A 20292-nucleotide genomic window follows, 5' to 3' on the forward strand; every position below is an offset into this window, starting at 1 on the left:
GGTGTTCGTCGGGATTGCGAAACTAAACAAGCTAGCCAAGGCAGCGAATATAGTGGACAAGGTAAGTGATACAGCGAGGTCTGTAGATAAGGTCACAGACACTGCCAAGACTGTTGAGAAATCTAAGGAAATTGGAAAAACTGCGGATACGGTAAAGGATGCCGTTAAAAGTGGTGATAATGTTTTGCCCGAATTAGATTATTCTGATTTACCTGATAACGCGCAAAAATCTTATAAAGAATATTCAAAAGTGGAATGGGATGGTAATTTTAAAGGGCAGACGCAAGGAACTGCTGCAGAGAAAAAATTCAGAAATGCTGATAATGTTTTGCCGAGTACTGATCAGCACGGCGCTCCAATCACGTATAAAGAATTTGATGTCAATAATAAGCTTCCATCTCAAGGAAGAGATGGAGAGAGGTTTGTAAGGGGGAGCGATGGCAGTGTATACTATACTGATAATCATTATCAAACATTTAAAAAAATAGAGTAGAGGTTTAAATTTATGAAAAATGAAATTCATTACATATCAGCATTTGAACTGAGGAACCTGTCGCCTTTCAGTGGCTTTGTAGCAAATTTTGATGGACAGCAGATTCAAAACAAAGAAGAACTATTCTATTTTCTCGAAAAAATTGTAGGCCTTCCTGATGTGAATAATTGGTCATCTATTACAGATTGGTTAACTGACTTATCATGGTTAGAAGCTAAAGAATATACTTTTATTTTTGAAAATTATAATAGCTTCTTGAAAGATGATTTATCTGCCAAAGAATTGTTTTTAGAGATTTTGGAAGAAGATGTTCTACCTTGGTGGGAAAATGATGTTGAAAAAAATGTTGTTAGCGGTATGATTAAAAGTTTTCAGGTTTATATAGTTGAAGATTAAGGCAAATGCGATAAGGTCTATTTTGAATATTTAAAACAATTCATCAATCAGTAGATTAGAAGTAAATATACATGATATTTGAAGATAAATTATCCGAAATTCAAACAGATATGATTAGTTTAGCTCTTGAACTAACAGAAGATAAAATTTATACTGTATACATATACGGTTCTTACGAGAATAATTCCTTATCTTTTAACAGTTTTTTTGTTCAAGATAACAAAGTATATACGATAAATAAACTAGACCAGCTTGGTATAGAAAATTTAACAAAAGATAGAATGTTTCAATATTTAGAAATTGGAATAAGTGACTTAGAGCGATTTATAATATTATTTCAAGAGGATAAAAAACAAGCTCCAACTCAACTGAAATTGGTATATGATAATGTGAATAAAAAAGCTAATGCTAAATATTCTTATGAAATTTTTTATTCAAATTCTGACTCACTAACTCCTGAAGATATTTTCATGGAATGGTACAATGAAGTGAAGGAAGAAGTTGAAGGGCATCATAATATTTGAAGATAACTTGAAATAATGAAAACAAGCAGTTCAAATTTCTATAACACTTAATTAAGGTAGAGGGTTGGACTGTTTTATTATAAATAGACAGTAACTAACTTTACCTCTTTGAATATAGTTCAAAAGAATTAAATTTCTCAGAAGATCTGGATTTGTACGCACTATTAGTAGGCCGTCGTGTCCAGCTGGATGATCAAGCTTATATTGATTACATCGGTCATGTCTATCCATATGGCATGCGTCTAGATATGCTGCCACTATACATTAGTCATCTCTTTATCAAGCGTGTGATTGCAGAAGGGTATAGTGATGCTAAGGACAGTCATTATATAGACCGAGATTTGAGAGAAGCCTATTTCAAGGCTTCGATCTATTCCAGTATTTACAAGGAGACCACAGATGAAGATTGATATGGGCGAAGTAAAACGCAATCAGGAAAGCCTGAATGCTTCTATCAAAGCCATGAAGAGCCAGCTTTAATCCGCCCAAGTGAGTCTTGCAAGGTAACATATGATGAAAGTATTAGAAGAAAAACAGATTAAAACTGAAAAGTTCTATGGTTATACTAGATATTTATTAATTGAAATGAATAATGGTTATGGGATACTGGATTGTGAATCTTCCACTTGCTTTGGAAATTTTTATAAAATCTATCAGATTGATTTTGATTTATTTTATAAGATAAAAAAGCAATCTGAGGATAAGCGAGAAGATATAGCAAAAAATATGAAATTAGGTAGATTTTTCATGCTACCGATAATGATAGTGATTTTTTTCATTCTTTTAATAGAATTTATTGGCTTTAACAAATTTAATCTTGTTTTATCTAATAGATTTACGTATTTTATTTTTTCTGCATCACCTGTTATATTATCAGCATTATTTCGCTTGGGCTATTCTCATAAGCAAAAACGACTGATTAATAAAATTTTTATATTAGAAAATCATCGTCATTACGATGTGGTTGAAAAGTTTAGCAATATTAAATTAAAAAGTTGGCTCCTCCTAATTATAAATGTGGGTATTGCTAGTTCTTTACTTATATATATTTATGTATATGGTAATTTAATTGTTATGTTTTTCACGACGATATATCTATATTTATTAACTTTTAGTAAGAATATACGATTGAGTCAAGCAAATACAATGAATATTAAAATTATTTGTTGAAAAATGATATTCGGATGGTAAATCAAAATCATTATAGAATTCAAACCATTGGACAGATATGTACTCAATACTACTTAGTTAGGATTCATAATCAAGAGTATATTCTAGATGATGCAAATATGATGCAAATTCAAGAGAGATTAGGTCATACCTTTTAGGATTTTCTTAAAATATAATACAGAATATTTCTTGTAAGAATTTAATGATAATTTAAAAGATGTTATAAGTGCTGTAGTCCTCTATTCAAGCTTTAATCGAAGCATAGTAGAATATATCAGTGGTTTGTTTTTAATTTTGTTATTCATCTTACCCAAAAGCTTAAATCCTATTGTGTGGTTTTAAGACAAAACTATTCTGCATAATTGGTATATTTATTTGTCATTCATATTGATTGGACTTGTGAGGATTGTTTCATTTCTTATCATGAAAACAAAGAAAGTAGAACCTTATATTCATAAAAATAAAGTATTGATTTTAAAGAGAGTAGAGCTGTTAAAAAACGAGTGATTTATTGACCTATTTATTAGGAATTCCTATTTGCTTGTTATTTGGGATTTTCTCATCAAACTATCATTTATTGATAATTTCTGGCTTTATTGCCTTCTATCAAGTAATTTTTTTAGATTTACAAATATTTCCTCAAATACGAGGAAATATAAATATAGTATAATTGAAAGTGAGAATAAAGAATGATTTTACCGATTGGCAGTGTTGTCTATTTAAAAGAAGGCAATCAAAAAATAATGATTTTAAATCGTGGGGCAGTAGTAGAACAAGATGATACACAAGTATATTTTGATTATACTGGTGCGTTGTATCCTGAGCAAGTTTATTATTTCAATAGAGAAGATATTGATGAAGTTATTTGGGAAGGCCATAGTGATTCGGATGAGAAGCGTTATGTGAAACTATACGAGAAATGGTTAACTTCAATTAACGGTATAATCAAGCAAGGTAAAACTAAATAATCATTAAAGACGGAAATATCAATTTATAAAAAGTTCTAGATGTCAAAACTGAGAAGATGATTCGTCATCTTCTTTTTTAATATATATATTAGGATTTAAATACTACAATTAATTCTAAAAGAGTGATAATTTTAGTCTAGTTCGCAATTCATTCTAAGCACATTATTTCTCTTTTCTGTATTTTCATTGTATAATGGTAGTACATTTACTTGCATACGATGAAATATAAACATTTCTAATGAATATTAAGGAGAAAATCAATGAAAAAAGCAATGTTAATTATCAACCCTACCTCTGGTGGGGAGAAGGCTTTGGATTACAAAGAAAAGCTAGAGAATAAAGCCAAAGAATACTTTGAATATGTTGAAACCAAAATTACTGAAAAAGCGCTGGATGCAACCAATTTTGCTGAAGAAGCGTCTCGTGAGCAGTACGATGCAGTGGTGTGTTTTGGTGGAGATGGGACTGTCAACGAAGTCATTTCGGGTATTGCTGAGAGAGAATACGTTCCTAAGTTAGGTATTATCCCTGGTGGGACGGGTAACCTCATTACAAAACTTTTAGAAATCAACCAAGATATCGATGGCGCTATTGATGAACTCGATTTTGATCTAACTAATAAGATTGATATTGGTAAAGCAAATGATAACTATTTTGGTTATATCTTTAGTATCGGTTCTCTTCCTGAGGCGATTCACAACGTTGAAATCGAGGACAAAACAAAATTCGGTATTTTAGCCTATGCTGTTAATACTATGAAGTCTGTCATGACGGATCAGGTTTTTAACATTAAGGTTGAAACAGAAAATGGAAATTATGTTGGTGAAGCGAGCCATGTTTTGGTTCTCTTGACAAATTACTTCGCTGACAAAAAAATCTTTGAAGAAAATAAAGATGGCTATGCCAATATTTTGATTCTGAAAGATGCGTCTCTATTCTCCAAATTATCTGTCATTCCTGATTTATTAAAGGGCGATGTTGTCGGTAATGATAATATTGAGTATATCAGAGCGCGTAATATTAAGATCTCTTCAGATAGTGAATTGGAGTCAGATGTTGATGGCGATAAATCGGATAACCTACCTGTAGAAATCAAGGTCCTAGCTCAGCGAGTAGAAGTATTTTCAAAACCGAAAGAGTAAAAGGTAAAAATCAGTTTATTATTCACAATGAAATTAAGTTCTATATTAACGATTGGAGGAGGAATGAATTCTCTATTTGATGAATTTCGAACAATTTGTTCTCATTTAAACCAAGTCGGAATCACTCCGACGCTCATGGGGTCTTTGGGGGTTGAATACCGTTCAAATGAAGAGTGGCAGCCGTCAGACATTGACATTCATGTTCCTGGAGATCCTAGAGGATGGGAAGCACCTGATCATCTCAGAATTTATGAGTGGGACAAGATAATGAAAGTGATGAAACACTTAGGCTATGCCCTAATAGATATTCATGAGCATGAATTCCAAAAAGATGGTCTGAGTGTTGAATTCGGAAGTATCGATTCTTTACCTGATTTTGCAGGAGTTTCGGAATCGGATATAGAGTTGATTCATCTCGAAAACATCACTTTTCGAATTCCAAATCTAGAACAGTTTTTAAGTATTTACAAGGCTTCTTCCCAAGATTCTTATCGAAATGAGCATAATAACAATAAGGATTTTAAAAAAATTGAGTGGCTGGAAAGACATTTGTAAATCATCATTTGAAAAGTAGCAAGTTGTAAGACTGGCTGCTTTTTTATTTATAGAACCAAACCACTAGAATCTACGGACAAGCCTTGAAAATAAAATACGAAAGTAGTATACTAGAATCATAATTATGAAAACGTTTGCGTAAAATTTGGATCAAAACTTTAGGAGACAAATTAATGGAATTAAGTGCTATTTACCATAGACCTGAGTCGGAGTTTGCCTATCTTTACAAGGATAAAAAACTTCATATTCGGATTCGTACTAAGAAAGGGGACATTGAAAATATCAGCTTGCATTATGGGGATCCTTTTATTTTTATAGAGGAGTTTTATCAAGATACAAAAGAAATGGCCAAGATGACTTCTGACGCTTTATTTGACTATTGGCAGGTTGAAGTGTCCGTTGACTTTGCACGTATCCAGTATCTCTTTGGACTCAAGGATACAGAAGGTAAAAGTATTTTGTACGGCGATAAAGGCTGCGTTGAAAATTCTCTAGAAAATCTTCATGCTATTGGAAATGGCTTTAAGTTGTCTTATATTCATGAGATCGATGCCTTCCAGGTTCCTGACTGGGTTTCAGACACGGTATGGTATCAGATATTTCCTGAGAGGTTTGCCAAAGGAAATGCTCGATTAAACCCAGAAGGGACATTAGACTGGGATTCCTCTATCACACCTAAAAGTGATGATTTCTTTGGTGGTGATTTACAGGGGATTATTGACCATCTGGATTACTTGCAAGACTTAGGTATTACGGGTCTTTATCTCTGTCCCATCTTTGAATCTACGAGCAATCACAAGTACAATACGACAGATTACTTTGAAATTGACCGTCATTTTGGAGATAAGGAAAGCTTTCGGGAGTTGATTGAGCAAGCTCATCAGCGTGGCATGAAAATCATGCTGGATGCTGTATTTAATCATATTGGTTCGCAATCGCCTCAATGGCAAGATGTTGTCAAAAATGGTAAACAGTCTGCTTATAAAGATTGGTTCCATATACAACAATTCCCAGTGACGACTGAAAAGCTAGCCAATAAGAGAGAGTTACCCTATCACGCTTTCGGTTTCGAGGACTATATGCCCAAGCTAAATACAGCCAATCCAGAGGTCAAGGACTATCTCTTAACGGTTGCGACATATTGGATTGAAGAGTTTGATATTGATGCTTGGCGTTTGGATGTGGCTAATGAGATTGACCATCATTTCTGGAAGGATTTTCGCAAGGCAGTTTTAGCTAAAAAGTCTGATCTTTATATCCTTGGAGAAGTCTGGCATACGTCTCAGCCTTGGCTAAATGGAGATGAGTTCCATGCGGTCATGAATTATCCTTTATCTGATAGTATCAAGGAGTATTTTTTGCGTGGTGTTAAGAAGACGGATCAGTTTATCGATGAAATCAATGGCCAATCTATGTATTACAAACAGCAGATTTCAGAGGTTATGTTTAATCTCTTGGATTCTCATGATACAGAACGTATTTTGTGGACGGCCAATGAGGATGTTCAACTGGTTAAATCAGCCTTAGCCTTTCTCTTTTTACAAAAAGGAACACCCTGTATCTATTACGGAACCGAGCTAGCCTTGACTGGAGGACCAGACCCAGATTGTCGTCGTTGTATGCCTTGGGAACGTGTATCAAGTGACAATGATATGCTGAATTTCATGAAGAAATTGATCCAGATTCGCAAGAGTGTCTCAGACATTATCCAGTATGGGAAATATATTCTAGAAGAAATTAAGCTCGATGTGGTATCTCTGGAATGGGATTATGATGGTCAAAAGGTCCGAGCAATTTTTAACCAATCAAAAGATGATTATCTTTTAGAGAAAGAAGTAGTAACACTAGCAAGCAATTGCCAAGAATTGGAGAATCAGCTTGTCATCTCTCCAAAAGGATTTGTGATTTTCAAAAACTAGTTGATGAAGATTATGGTCTATTTCACAACTTATATAGTATAATAAGGCTAGTTACTAAACCTGTAAAAGGAGAAAGAGATGAAGAAATCAAGAAAATTAGCCACATTAGGAATCTGTTCCTTCTTGTTTTTAGGCTTGACTGCGTGTCAACAACAAAATACTACTTCTGAAGGGACGAATCAAAGACAAAGTAGTTCAGCTAAAGTTCCATGGAAAGCTTCATACACAAATCTAAACAATCAGGTAAGTACAGAAGAGGTCAAATCTCTCTTATCAGCCCATTTGGATCCAAATAGTGTTGATGCATTTTTTAATCTTGTAAATGATTATAATACCATTGTCGGCTCAACTGGCCTATCAGGAGATTTCACTTCCTTTACTCACACAGAATACGATGTTGAGAAAATTAGCAACCTTTGGAATCAAAAGAAGGGCGATTTCGTTGGTACCAACTGCCGTATTAACAGTTATGCCCTTTTGAAAAATTCAGTCACCATTCCAAAGCTTGAAAAGAATGACCAATTGCTTTTCCTAGATAACGATGCGATTAATAAGGGAAAGGTCTTTGATTCACAAGATAAGGAAGAATTTGATATTCTATTTTCGAGAGTTCCAACTGAAGCAACTACAGATGTCAAGGTTCACGCTGAAAAGATGGAAACATTCTTCTCCCAGTTTAAATTTAACGATAAAGCTCGAATGCTATCTGTAGTCTTACACGACAATCTGGATGGTGAGTATCTGTTTGTAGGCCACGTTGGAGTCTTAGTGCCTGCTGATGATGGTTTCTTATTTGTAGAGAAATTGACTTTCGAAGAACCTTACCAAGCGATTAAATTTGCTAGTAAGGAAGATTGTTACAAGTATTTAGGCACCAAGTATGCGGATTACACAGGTGACGGACTGGCTAAGCCTTTCATCATGGATAATGATAAGTGGGTTAAGCTTTGATAGTGGTAAGATATGACAGTAATCCTAGGACATTTATATTTTTGATGAGTTATTTTAATCGTTAATATCTAGAAACCACTCTTTAGAGTATTACACATATTTTCAAAACAGTCCATTTGTAGTTTTATCTGGATTGGTATATAATTTAACTTAGTAAAAATAGGAGGACTAATCGAATGGAATTAAAAGATTTTACAGAAAAAGAACAGGAAATGATTAAGAAGGGACTTACGACGTCTAAGATTAGTGACAAGGAAACTGCTGAGAAGATTCTTGCTTTAGTACCACAAGACTTGATTAAGCGAATCCCATTTTTCGTCAGAAAACATGCTACGACACGTACGATTAAACGCATTTCAATTGAACACCCTGAACTCTACGCTGCAGCTCAAACAAGTGGTGAGATTCCAGAAAAAGAACGCGAAGAATTGCGTCAGATTATCACGACTATCTTTGAACAAAAGATGAATAAGCATAGTATTCGTTAAATACAAAATCCGAGAACTAGAAGATTCTAGTTCTTTTTATATCCGCTTTCACATTATACAGTTTATAAAAATCTATATAAAATATTATTTTTCCGAACAAAAATAGATATTTTTTCAAAAAAGTACTTTACAGAGTGTTGGAAGTATGTTATATTATTAAAGCTTAGAAAATGAGATGATGTTTTCTAGCAAATATAAACCCGAGTAAAAAATGCCTACGGACAGGCAGGGTTGAATGCCGAAGCGTGGTTGAAAAACCACATTATTGATAGGGTTAAAAGCCTACTTTTATAAGTTGATGTTAGGACACTTGTCCTAATTTATAAATTTTTAGTGTGGTGAAAGCACACGTCATCTTGTGAAACGATCAATAAAGTACGTAATATTTGCTACTAGAGAGTTAGGAAACATCGGGAACAGACATACTCAACAGAAACAAACATAAAAACGTCAGAAGATTGCAGAGCAGGTGAAAACCTGCTCTTTTTTCATGAGTCAACCTTTAGTCGCCTTCGTCTTCTTGAAGCGCTAAAAATACGGTAAAGGAGTATGTCTTGAAAGAGTTAGATCAAAACCAAGCCCCAATTTATGAGGCCTTGGTGAAGTTACGCAAGAAAAGGATTGTTCCCTTTGATGTTCCAGGTCACAAGCGTGGACGGGGAAATCCAGAACTTGTCGAACTGCTAGGAGAAAAATGTGTAGGCATTGATGTCAATTCGATGAAACCCTTGGATAATTTAGGACATCCCATTTCGATTATTCGGGATGCAGAGGAGCTGGCTGCGGAAGCTTTTGGAGCTAGCCATGCCTTTCTCATGATTGGTGGAACAACCTCATCTGTTCAAACCATGATTCTTTCGACTTGTAAAGCTGGAGATAAGATTATTCTGCCACGAAATGTCCATAAATCTGCTATCAATGCTCTAGTTTTATGCGGTGCCATTCCTATCTATATCGAGATGAGTGTGGATCCTAAGATTGGTATCGCTTTAGGTCTTGAAAATGACCGAGTAGCACAGGCCATAAAGGACCATCCAGATGCCAAGGCCATTTTGATTAACAATCCTACTTATTACGGCATCTGTTCAGACCTAAAGGGATTGACAGAAATGGCTCATGAAGCTGGCATGATGGTTTTAGTAGATGAAGCCCACGGAGCGCATTTACATTTTACAGATAAACTTCCAATTTCTGCTATGGACGCAGGAGCTGACATAGCAGCAGTTTCCATGCATAAGTCTGGTGGGAGTTTGACCCAAAGTTCGCTTCTTTTAATAGGGGAGCAGATGAATCCTGAGTACGTTCGTCAAATCATCAACCTGACCCAGTCAACATCTGCCTCTTACTTATTGATGGCTAGTCTGGATATTTCACGTCGCAATCTAGCCCTTCGCGGTAAAGAGTCTTTTGAAAAGGTCATTGAACTGTCTGAGTATGCTCGCCGTGAAATCAATGCCATCGGTGGATACTATGCCTACTCCAAAGAGTTAATAGACGGTGTATCGGTCTGTGATTTTGACGTGACCAAGCTGTCAGTTTACACTCAGGGTATTGGCTTGACAGGTATCGAGGTCTATGACCTCTTGCGAGATGAATACGACATTCAGATTGAGTTTGGTGATATAGGGAATATCTTGGCTTATATTTCAATTGGTGACCGCATCCAAGACATCGAACGCTTGGTTGGTGCTTTGGCTGATATCAAGAGACTCTATTCACGAGATGGGAAGGACTTGATTGCTGGAGAATATATCCAGCCAGAGTTAGTGCTGTCTCCTCAGGAAGCCTTTTATTCAGAGAGAAGAAGTTTGACCTTAGCCGAATCTGTTGGACAAGTCTGTGGGGAATTTGTCATGTGCTATCCTCCGGGAATTCCTATCTTGGCTCCAGGTGAACGCATTACACGAGAAATTGTAGACTATATCCAATTTGCCAAGGAACGTGGTTGCTCCCTCCAAGGGACGGAAGATCCAGAGGTCAATCACATCAACGTCATTAAGAGAAAGGAGAACTAGATGGATTTATGGTTTTCTGAAGTTCATACTCCAGATGTGAAATTGTCCCTGAGAACAGCCAAGCAACTCTACGCTGGTAAAAGTGAATGGCAGGATATCGAAGTCTTGGATACACCAGCTTTTGGGAAAATACTAATTTTAAATGGGCACGTCTTGTTTTCAGATGCGGATGATTTTGTCTACAACGAAATGACTGTCCACGTTCCCATGGCTGTCCACCCAAATCCCAAGAAAGTCTTGGTTATTGGGGGTGGTGACGGAGGTGTTGCTCAAGTATTAACCCTCTATCCTGAACTGGAGCAAATCGATATTGTGGAACCAGATGAGATGCTGGTTGAGGTTTGTCGTGAGTATTTCCCAGATTTTGCTGCGGGGCTTGATGATCCTCGTGTTACCATTTACTACCAAAATGGGCTACGCTTTTTGCGAAACTGTGAAGATGACTACGATATTATCATCAACGATGCGACAGATCCATTTGGACATACGGAAGGGCTTTTTACCAAGGAATTTTATGGTAATAGCTATCGTGCTCTTAAAGAAGACGGTATCATGATTTACCAGCATGGTAGTCCTTTCTTTGACGAAGATGAGTCTGCTTGTCGTAGCATGCACCGTAAGGTTAATCAAGCCTTTCCAATCAGTCGGGTTTATCAGGCCCATATCCCAACTAGCCCAGCTGGCTATTGGTTATTTGGATTTGCATCGAAAAAATATCACCCTGTCAAAGATTTTGACAAGGAAGGCTGGAAAAAACGCCAGCTTTTCACAGAATACTATACTGCAAACTTACATGTGGGAGCCTTTATGTTGCCTAAGTATGTTGAGGACATTTTAGAAGAAGAGGAAGGAAAAAAATGAGTCGTTTATTAGTTATTGGATGTGGGGGCGTTGCCCAAGTTGCTATTTCAAAGATTTGCCAAGATAGCGAAACATTTACAGAGATTATGATTGCTAGCCGTACTAAGTCAAAATGTGATGACTTGAAAGCGAAGCTAGAAGGCAAAACAAGTACAAAGATTGAGACAGCTGCTCTTGATGCTGACAAGGTAGAAGAAGTGATTGCCTTGATTGAAAGCTACAAGCCAGAAGCTGTTTTGAACGTAGCTTTACCATATCAAGACTTGACCATTATGGATGCTTGTTTGGCAACTGGAGTTCACTATATCGACACGGCCAACTATGAGGCTGAGGATACAGAAGATCCAGAATGGCGTGCTATCTACGAAAAACGTTGCAAGGAACTTGGTTTTACAGCCTACTTTGACTACTCATGGCAATGGGCTTATCAAGAGAAATTCAAAGAAGCTGGCTTGACTGCTCTTCTTGGTTCCGGTTTTGACCCAGGTGTAACCAGTGTTTTCTCAGCTTATGCTCTCAAACACTATTTTGATGAAATCCACTATATCGATATTTTAGACTGTAATGGAGGTGACCACGGTTATCCATTTGCGACAAACTTCAACCCAGAAATTAATCTCCGTGAGGTTTCTGCGCCAGGTTCTTACTGGGAAGATGGAAAATGGGTCGAAGTTGAAGCTATGTCTATCAAGCGCGAGTACGATTTCCCTCAAGTTGGACAAAAAGACATGTATCTCCTTCACCATGAAGAAATTGAATCATTGGCCAAGAACATTCCAGGTGTTAAACGCATTCGGTTCTTTATGACCTTTGGTCAATCTTACTTGACGCATATGAAATGTCTTGAAAATGTTGGACTCCTTCGTACGGATACCATTAACTTTAATGGACAAGACATCGTTCCGATTCAATTTTTAAAAGCGCTACTTCCAGATCCTGCTAGCCTTGGCCCACGTACTGTAGGTAAAACCAATATTGGATGTATCTTTACAGGTGTCAAGGACGGTGTTGAAAAGACCATCTACATCTACAATGTTTGTGACCATCAGGAATGTTACGCAGAAGTTGGTTCACAAGCCATTTCTTACACAACAGGTGTTCCAGCCATGATTGGGACAAAATTGGTTATGAACGGTACTTGGAAACAAGCTGGAGTGTATAACCTTGAAGAATTGGATCCAGATCCATTCATGGAAGCTTTGAATGAGTATGGTTTGCCATGGGTTGTGGTTGAAAATCCGCAAATGGTGGACTAATGAAGCTAGAACAAGTACCAACACCAGCCTATGTCATTGACTTGGCCAAGTTAGAAGCAAACTGCCGTATCCTACAATATGTTCAAGAAGAAGCCGGTTGCAAGGTTTTGCTTGCCCAGAAGGCATATTCCCTTTACAAAACCTATCCCTTGATTAGCCAGTATCTATCTGGTACGACAGCTAGTGGACTCTATGAGGCCAAATTAGCAAGGGAAGAATTTCCAGGAGAAGTCCATGTATTTGCGCCTGCTTTCAAGGATGCAGACTTGGAGGAATTGCTTGAGATAACGGACCATATCGTCTTTAACTCAGAGAGACAGTTGCGTAAACATGGGGCTGGTTGTCGGGAGGCTGGTGTCAGTGTTGGTTTGCGCCTCAACCCTCAGTGTTCAACTCAAGGTGACCACGCGCTCTATGATCCTTGTGCACCTGGATCGCGTTTTGGAGTCACTCTAGACAAGATTCCGAGTGATTTACTAGATTTGGTGGATGGTCTTCATTTTCACACCCTTTGCGAGCAGGGAGCGGATGATTTAGAGACAACTTTGAAAGCTGTAGAAGAACAGTTTGGTCCCTACTTACATCAAGTTAAATGGCTCAATATGGGTGGTGGTCATCACATCACAAGAGAAGGTTATGATGTGAATTTGCTGATTTCAGAAATCAAGCGTATCCGAGAAACTTATAATCTTGAAATCTATATCGAGCCAGGTGAAGCCATTGCGCTCAATGCGGGTTATCTATCAACTGAGGTATTAGATATTGTAGAAAACGGTATGGAGATCCTGGTTTTAGATGCCTCTGCAACCTGCCATATGCCTGATGTACTTGAGATGCCCTATCGACCACCATTGAGAAATGGCTTTGAGGCACAGGAAAAAGCCCATACCTATAGACTTTCTTCTAATACTTGTCTGACGGGTGATGTGATTGGTGATTATAGCTTTGAAAATCCAGTCCAAATCGGTGACAGACTTTATTTCGAAGACATGGCTATTTATTCCTTTGTCAAAAATAATACCTTTAATGGTATTGGCTTGCCAAGTCTCTATCTCATGGACGAGCAAGGTGACTGCAGCTTAGTCAAAGCCTTCGGCTATCAAGACTTTAAAGGGAGATTATCATGATGGACAGTCCCAAAAAATTAGGCTATCGCATGCCAGCAGAGTACGAATCCCATCAAGGCACCCTCATGATATGGCCGACTCGACCAGGTTCATGGCCCTTCCAAGGTAAGGCTGCAAAAAAAGCATTTAGCCAGATTATCAAAAGCATTGCAGAAGGGGAAAGAGTTTATCTTTTGGTGGACCAAGACTACTTAGCTGAAGCGCAATCCTATCTAGGAGAAAAGGTTGTTTATCTAGATATTCCTACCAATGATGCCTGGGCGCGTGATACAGGTCCGACTATTCTTGTCAATGATAAAAGAGAAAAGTTGGCAGTCGATTGGGCTTTTAATGCATGGGGTGGGGCTGTAGATGGCCTCTACCAAGATTATGAAGATGATGACCAAGTAGCCAGTCGGTTTGCTGAGACCTTGGAAATGTCTGTTTATGATGCTAAACCTTTTGTCCTAGAAGGAGGAGCAATCCATAGCGATGGTCAAGGAACCATTCTCGTGACTGAAAGTTGCTTGCTTAGTCCTGGTCGCAATCCTCATCTCAGTAAAGAGGAAATCGAAAATACCTTATTAGAGTGCCTTGGCGCTGAAAAAATTATTTGGCTTCCTTATGGTATTTATCAGGATGAAACCAATGAACACGTTGACAACGTTGCAGCCTTTGTTGGTCCTGCAGAGCTTGTTTTGGCTTGGACAGATGATCAAAATGATCCCCAGTATGCCATGTCAAAAGCAGATCTCGAACTCTTAGAACAAGAGACAGATGCAAAAGGTCGTGCCTTCACCATTCATAAACTGCCAATCCCAGCTAATCTACAAGTAGTTACTGAAGAAGATTTACCAGGATACACCTATGAAGAAGGGGAAGAAGAGCGCTATGCAGGTGAACGACTAGCAGCTTCCTATGTTAATTTCTATATTGCCAACAAGGCTGTCCTTGTTCCCCAGTTTGAGGATGTAAACGACCAAGTGGCCCTAGATATCCTCAGTAAGTGTTTCCCAGATCGTAAAGTTGTCGGAATACCAGCCAGAGCTATTCTCTTAGGTGGTGGCAATATCCACTGTATCACCCAACAAATCCCAGAATAGGAGAAAAAGATGAGAAATGTAAAAGTTGCAGCCATTCAGATGCAATGCGACAAGGATGTGGCAACAAATATCCAAACCGCAGAGCGTTTAGTACGTCAGGCTGCAGAACAAGGCGCACAAATTATTCTCTTGCCCGAGTTGTTTGAACGTCCCTATTTCTGTCAGGAACGTCAGTATGTCTACTACCAGTATGCCCAGTCGGTGACAGAAAATACAGCCATTCAGCATTTTAAGGTGCTTGCTAAGGAACTACAGATCGTTTTACCCATCAGTTTCTATGAAAAAGATGGCAATGTCTTGTATAACTCTATTGCCGTCATTGATGGAGATGGGGAAGTACTGGGCGTTTATCGGAAAACCCACATACCAGATGATCATTATTATCAAGAAAAATTTTATTTCACACCTGGTAACACAGGTTTCAAGGTATGGGACACTCGTTATGCTAAGATTGGTATTGGAATCTGTTGGGATCAATGGTTCCCTGAAACAGCGCGCTGTCTTGCAATGAATGGTGCTGAATTGCTCTTTTATCCAACTGCCATTGGTTCGGAACCTATCTTGGATACAGATAGTTGTGGTCATTGGCAACGTACCATGCAAGGACACGCAGCAGCAAATATTGTTCCAGTCATTGCAGCCAATCGTTATGGATTAGAGGAAGTCGCTCCAAGTGAGGAAAATGGTGGACAGAGTTCCAGCCTTGACTTCTACGGTTCATCCTTTATGACGGATGAAACAGGCGCTATTCTAGAGCGAGCTGAAAGACAAGGAGAAGCTGTTCTTTTAGCAACTTATGACCTTGACAAGGGAGCAAGTGAACGCCTAAACTGGGGCTTGTTTCGAGATAGAAGACCCGAAATGTATCAACGTATTACGGACTAGTAGGAGAGAAATGAGAGATTCATTCTGCTAGATTAACTTCTTATTAGTAACTATAAGATACTAGGTCATCTAGCAAGTGGATTTTATATTTTAACCCTCTAAGGCTTTCTCGCGCTTTTATGCGAGGAGCTTTTCTGTTTAAGCTTTATCAATAAAACATGCTATAATAGTTGCAGAAAGGTTGGTATTTATGGCTAGGATATTGGTTATTGAAGACAATAGTGACATTCAAGAGATTTTGCGAACACTTCTCACTGAGGAGCATGAGGTGATTCAAGCCTTTTCTGGTACAGAAGGAATCATGCGTTTTGACCAAGGTGGGATTGATCTCGTTTTGCTCGATATCATGCTTCCTGGGAAAAATGGGGATCAGGTTTTAAAAGCTATCAGGGAACAAAGTCAAACTCCAGTCATTATGCTAACGGCTTTGAGCGATAAGAAATTAATCAGTCAATATCTCTTGGACGGTGCCAATGATTACATAGTGAAACCTTTTGATTTGGACGAAGTCTTTGCCAGAGTTACTGTTCAATTACGTCAAAGCGCAGAAAAACAGCCTATAGAACTAGGAAAAACTGAAAATCTGCCACAAAACTTGAAAAATATCCAGTTTGATGCAGAAAGTTTTGAAATCAAAAATAGCCAGGAAACCATTCGCCTGGCTAAGAAAGAATGCTTGATTCTCCAAACTCTCCTTAAACACCCTAAGAAAATTTTCACCAAGGAAGAACTTTATGAATTGGTCTGGGAGGATAGCTATCTACCTGGAGATAATACCCTCAATACGCATTTGAGTAATCTTCGTAAAAAATTAAACCAGCTTGATCCAACTCAGGAATACATTGAAACCATTTGGGGAGTTGGGGTAAGATTAAAAGGAGATAAGCAATGACCTACATGATAATCGTTGTCCTACTGGTTCTCCTAATTATTTTATCGATTGCATTGATTCGCTACCATCTAGCACTTAAAAACTTGAGTCAACAGATTGAAGACAAGATTCTCACGGGTAGTATGAAAAGAGTTGGCGCCAGCATTTTTTCCAAACATTTTTTACAGCTCTACCAGCAGATTGAGAATCTATTTCAGGAAGTGGAACAATCTCGGTTGGTGATGAAAAGGGAAAAGCAGACTCTGGATATGGCCATCAGCAATATCGCTCATGATATTCGGACACCTTTGACTATCGCTTCAGGTTACACCCAACAATTGATAAAAACTCCTGAAAACCAAGCAGAAACCTTACAAAAAATCGCCCAGCATCTTGATTTAGTTTCCAAACGTTTGGAGGCTCTCCTAGAATACCGTCGGTTGATGGAAGGAGCTGTTAAGCCGAAACTAGAAGAAGTAGATATTTCAGCTTTTATCACCAAAAAGACTCTGGCTTATTATGATGTTTTTCAGGCGGCAAATATCACCCTTGATTTTAAGGTTGAAGCTGGTTTAAAAATGAGGACCGATGAAGACTTGCTGGATCGAATTTTACAAAATTTGCTCGGAAATGTCCTCAAACATGGCAAGGAAGAAGCGCGTCTATCTTTGCGAAAGGAAAAGGAACAGCTTGTCTTAGAGATTGCAAACCTTGTCAAACAACCCATCAAAAAAATAGAAAATCTTAGCAATCGTTTTTATTCTGAAAATCTATCAGACACGGAAGAATCCTCTGGTTTAGGTCTTTATATCACTGAGGAATTATGCCATCTTCTCGGTGCAGAGATGAAACTAAGCACAGATGGGCAGTGGTTGTCGGTTTTCATTTATTTTTAACGAAAAGAAACCTCCTCTGTAGGCTAGAGGAGGTCATTTTTTATAGACTTTTCTTTTTGAAAACTGCTAGTCCACCTAGATTAAAGATTACAATAACAGCTAAAGTAACTATAAGTGTGTAGAAAATTGACTCACTATTAGCAGTCATAGCATAGGCAAATTGTAAGGATAAATATGGTAAAATTTTGATATTTGGAAAAAGGAGCATTGGCATAGAAAGTAAGATAGAGCTGACCAAATAACCAATAAATACCGCAAGATAAGAATGACTAACATAGAGAATGAAGGAAACAATGGAAAGCCAAGCAAGGAGGCAAAGCAATTGAAGGAAAATGGTTAGCAGTAGATTACCAATAAAGCCATCAGGCATGGTTCCAAATCCATTTAAGATAGTTGCTGGAATAAAGGCAATCACAAGGCTGATGATAAGTTGCAAAAGTGCAATACAAGCCAGTACAACGGCTTTGGCAAGGAAAAACTCTGTACGAGAAATCCCTACTGTCAAACTATTTTTATAGAGCTTTCCGATTAAATCAACACCGAGAACGAGACAAGTTAGAACAATACAGAGAAAAACGAGGTTTGAACCTTGACTAGATGCGTTAATCAGGGCTTGTATACCGTCCCAACCATGGGTTGGAATTTCTGGCTCTTCTGTCTGGATTGCCATCAGATGGCCAGTAGCTCCAATACTTGCGCCCATTAGCATGAGAGCAAAGAGAATGAACTCTGTAATCCAGAATCCTTTGGAACGGAAAAGACGGTAAAAGTCTGCTTGAATGGTATGTATCATGATTTTCCTCCTATTCGACCAATTGAGTGAAGTATTCTTCTAGGTTTTGACGGGCGTAGTAAATCTCGTCAATAGCGACATCTGCCAAGGTTAAGTCCTTAAGAATCTGTTTGACATCTTGTTCCTGACCAAAGATGTGGATTTCATTCTCAGGATTGACAACCTTGAACTGGAGCTGGATTTGTTCTTTCAATACTTGGCAAGCTTTCTCTAGGTCAGCTGTCTTAAGCACAATATAATCCTCACTTAGTGTTTCAAATTCAGCTTTGCTGATTTCACGGATAATCTTGCCTTTATCTAAAATACCAAAGCGATTTGCTACGAGATAGAGTTCTGACAAGATATGGCTAGAGATGAGAATGGTGATTCCTTTTTCTTGATTGAGCCGTTGAATCATCAGACGAAATTCTTTGATACCAATTGGGTCAAGTCCGTTGATAGGTTCATCTAAGATCAGGAAGTCTGGTTTGGAGAGAAGGGCAATGGCGATGCCAAGTCTTTGCTTCATTCCAAGAGAGAAATCTCGAAAGACTTTTTTACCTGTATCTGACAAGCCTACATAGTCCAGAGTTTCTCGAATGACTTGATCAGCATTTGGAATATGACGAATCATACAGTAATATTTCAGATTTTGATAGGCTGTTAAGTGATTATGAGCTACAGGTGATTCGATCACTGAACCTACTCGAGATAGAGCCTTGGTCCATTCATTTTCCGATTGACTAGAAAAGAGGGAAACAGTTCCTTTATCCGCAAACAGTAGTTGCGTAATGATTTTTATCAATGTGGTTTTCCCAGCTCCGTTCTTCCCGATAAGTCCATAAATATCTCCCTCTCTTATTGTTAGATGAAGATCCTGAAGAATAGCTTGTTTGTTAAAGTTTTTGGACAATCCATGAATGTCGAGTACTGTTTTCATGATTCTCTCCTTTTGATTTATTTTGTTAACTTTAGTATAAAGCATAGAAATCAAAGAAAGCTCAAGGATTTCTAAAGAGTTTCTAAAGTTTTAGGAATTCTTAAATATCAAAACCCAGTTGACACGAACTGGGCTTCTTAATTATAGAATATATTTCTCAATAGCACGCGCGACGCCGTCTTCTTCATTGCTGGCTGTAACATCATCAGCTAGGGATTTGACATAATCGCTGGCATTTCCCATAGCAATACCAAGTCCTGCAAACTGGAGCATTTCGATATCGTTATTGGCATCACCCATGGCCATAATTTCTGATGGTTCAATCTTCAAAATCTCAGCTAATCGTGAAAGAGCAGTAGCCTTTGTTGTTCCAAGTGGCATGGCCTCATAAATGACTGGCTGCGAACGAACTCCACTGAATCGTTGACAGAGTTCTGTCGCAAAACGCTGCTCAAAATCGTCTGTTTGCTCTTTTGTACCCAAAAACATACCTTGGAACATCCGGTACTTGCCACTAGTCGCTTCCTCAAGAGAAATTTCAGTCAGGTCTGAAAAGACTAGCTCGGCATCATTTTGGATAACTTGATTGGGCTTGCCACCGAGGACAAAATAATGTTCCTCATCAAAAAGAGTCAACTGAACATCACTTTTTTCAGCTAGGTCATAGAGGTATTCGATATCAGCTGGACTGAGTTCTTGCCAGTCAACTAAGCTCCAGTCGCTCGTTTGATGAGTTGAGCAACCATTGTTAACAATGACATACTCATTCTGGAGGTCCAGCCCCAGTTTTTTGTAGTAGGGGAGGACACCGAAAAGCGGGCGCCCCGTACAGAGAACTAGTTTGACACCTTTTTCAATGGCTTGGTGAATGGCAGTAATGTGAGCTTGTGGGATTTCCTTGGCTTCATTGAGGAGGGTTCCGTCCATATCCAAGGCTAGTAGTTTAATCATAAGACTTCCTTCTTTATCTTTTGGTATTAT

The 20292-nt window shown here is 38.1% G+C and carries 22 protein-coding genes; 19 read left to right on the forward strand and 3 right to left on the reverse strand.

Annotation, left to right across the window (positions count from 1 at the left end; genetic code table 11):
- From N8M66_RS00005 to N8M66_RS00095, 19 genes are all read left to right on the forward strand, one after another.
- Positions 1-493: ribonuclease domain-containing protein (locus tag N8M66_RS00005; RefSeq protein WP_261044826.1), on the forward strand; the 493-nt coding region annotated here is incomplete at its 5' end.
- Positions 494-505: 12 nt separating this feature from the next.
- Positions 506-889 carry a barstar family protein gene (locus N8M66_RS00010; RefSeq protein WP_261044827.1) on the forward strand — a complete coding sequence of 128 codons (384 nt, stop codon included), beginning with the start codon at positions 506-508 and terminating at the stop codon, positions 887-889.
- Between the two features lie 71 nt (positions 890-960).
- A complete protein-coding gene (locus N8M66_RS00015; RefSeq protein WP_261044830.1) occupies positions 961-1413 on the forward strand; it encodes a hypothetical protein in 453 nt (150 codons plus the stop codon).
- A gap of 152 nt (positions 1414-1565) precedes the next feature.
- Positions 1566-1823: a DUF4176 domain-containing protein gene (locus tag N8M66_RS00020; RefSeq protein WP_261044832.1), complete on the forward strand. Its 258-nt coding sequence runs from the start codon at positions 1566-1568 to the stop codon at positions 1821-1823.
- A gap of 103 nt (positions 1824-1926) precedes the next feature.
- Positions 1927-2583 (forward strand): hypothetical protein, encoded by a 657-nt coding sequence (locus tag N8M66_RS00025; protein ID WP_261044833.1) that lies wholly within the window; start codon positions 1927-1929, stop codon positions 2581-2583.
- A gap of 689 nt (positions 2584-3272) precedes the next feature.
- On the forward strand, positions 3273-3551 hold the full coding sequence (locus tag N8M66_RS00030) for a DUF4176 domain-containing protein (protein WP_261044834.1): 279 nt from the start codon (positions 3273-3275) through the stop codon (positions 3549-3551).
- A gap of 260 nt (positions 3552-3811) precedes the next feature.
- Positions 3812-4693 carry a diacylglycerol/lipid kinase family protein gene (locus N8M66_RS00035; protein ID WP_261044836.1) on the forward strand — a complete coding sequence of 294 codons (882 nt, stop codon included), beginning with the start codon at positions 3812-3814 and terminating at the stop codon, positions 4691-4693.
- A 63-nt stretch (positions 4694-4756) separates the two neighbouring features.
- Positions 4757-5248: a phosphoribosylanthranilate isomerase gene (locus N8M66_RS00040; RefSeq protein ID WP_261044838.1), complete on the forward strand. Its 492-nt coding sequence runs from the start codon at positions 4757-4759 to the stop codon at positions 5246-5248.
- 173 nt (positions 5249-5421) lie between these two features.
- Positions 5422-7167 carry a glycoside hydrolase family 13 protein gene (locus N8M66_RS00045; RefSeq protein ID WP_261044840.1) on the forward strand — a complete coding sequence of 582 codons (1746 nt, stop codon included), beginning with the start codon at positions 5422-5424 and terminating at the stop codon, positions 7165-7167.
- A 78-nt stretch (positions 7168-7245) separates the two neighbouring features.
- Entirely contained in the window at positions 7246-8118 is an 873-nt protein-coding gene (locus N8M66_RS00050) for a DUF4300 family protein (RefSeq protein ID WP_261044841.1), read from the forward strand.
- Positions 8119-8294: 176 nt separating this feature from the next.
- A complete protein-coding gene (locus N8M66_RS00055) occupies positions 8295-8606 on the forward strand; it encodes a hypothetical protein (protein WP_020901364.1) in 312 nt (103 codons plus the stop codon).
- A gap of 554 nt (positions 8607-9160) precedes the next feature.
- Positions 9161-10621 (forward strand): aminotransferase class I/II-fold pyridoxal phosphate-dependent enzyme, encoded by a 1461-nt coding sequence (locus tag N8M66_RS00060; protein WP_261044842.1) that lies wholly within the window; start codon positions 9161-9163, stop codon positions 10619-10621.
- The gene (gene speE / locus N8M66_RS00065) at positions 10622-11482 is read left to right on the forward strand and encodes a polyamine aminopropyltransferase (RefSeq protein WP_000366713.1); all 861 of its coding nucleotides are present in this window, start codon (positions 10622-10624) and stop codon (positions 11480-11482) included.
- Positions 11479-12738: a saccharopine dehydrogenase family protein gene (locus N8M66_RS00070; RefSeq protein WP_000088770.1), complete on the forward strand. Its 1260-nt coding sequence runs from the start codon at positions 11479-11481 to the stop codon at positions 12736-12738. The genes speE and N8M66_RS00070 overlap by 4 nt, the downstream gene beginning before the upstream one ends.
- Entirely contained in the window at positions 12738-13865 is a 1128-nt protein-coding gene (gene nspC / locus N8M66_RS00075) for a carboxynorspermidine decarboxylase (RefSeq protein ID WP_261044844.1), read from the forward strand. Before N8M66_RS00070 ends, nspC begins: the two co-directional genes overlap by 1 nt.
- Entirely contained in the window at positions 13862-14947 is a 1086-nt protein-coding gene (aguA, locus tag N8M66_RS00080) for an agmatine deiminase (RefSeq protein WP_261044846.1), read from the forward strand. Before nspC ends, aguA begins: the two co-directional genes overlap by 4 nt.
- Positions 14948-14956: 9 nt before the next feature.
- Entirely contained in the window at positions 14957-15832 is an 876-nt protein-coding gene (aguB, locus tag N8M66_RS00085; protein WP_261044847.1) for an N-carbamoylputrescine amidase, read from the forward strand.
- 190 nt (positions 15833-16022) lie between these two features.
- A complete protein-coding gene (locus N8M66_RS00090; protein ID WP_261044848.1) occupies positions 16023-16724 on the forward strand; it encodes a response regulator transcription factor in 702 nt (233 codons plus the stop codon).
- Entirely contained in the window at positions 16721-17599 is an 879-nt protein-coding gene (locus N8M66_RS00095) for a sensor histidine kinase (protein WP_120718769.1), read from the forward strand. The genes N8M66_RS00090 and N8M66_RS00095 overlap by 4 nt, the downstream gene beginning before the upstream one ends.
- Before the next feature lie 40 nt (positions 17600-17639).
- On the opposite strand, the gene N8M66_RS00100 is transcribed toward N8M66_RS00095, so the two are convergent.
- The 3 genes from N8M66_RS00100 to N8M66_RS00110 form a co-directional block, all read right to left on the reverse strand.
- Positions 17640-18392, reverse strand: coding sequence for an ABC transporter permease (locus tag N8M66_RS00100; protein WP_261044851.1), 753 nt, complete (start codon positions 18390-18392; stop codon positions 17640-17642).
- A gap of 10 nt (positions 18393-18402) precedes the next feature.
- Positions 18403-19311, reverse strand: a complete 909-nt coding sequence (locus N8M66_RS00105; RefSeq protein WP_261044853.1) for an ATP-binding cassette domain-containing protein — start codon at positions 19309-19311, stop codon at positions 18403-18405.
- Positions 19312-19452: 141 nt separating this feature from the next.
- A complete protein-coding gene (locus N8M66_RS00110; protein ID WP_261044854.1) occupies positions 19453-20262 on the reverse strand; it encodes a Cof-type HAD-IIB family hydrolase in 810 nt (269 codons plus the stop codon).
- Positions 20263-20292 lie beyond the last annotated feature (30 nt).

The organism is Streptococcus mitis, assembly GCF_946188585.1.
Lineage (GTDB): Bacteria > Bacillota > Bacilli > Lactobacillales > Streptococcaceae > Streptococcus > Streptococcus mitis_DG.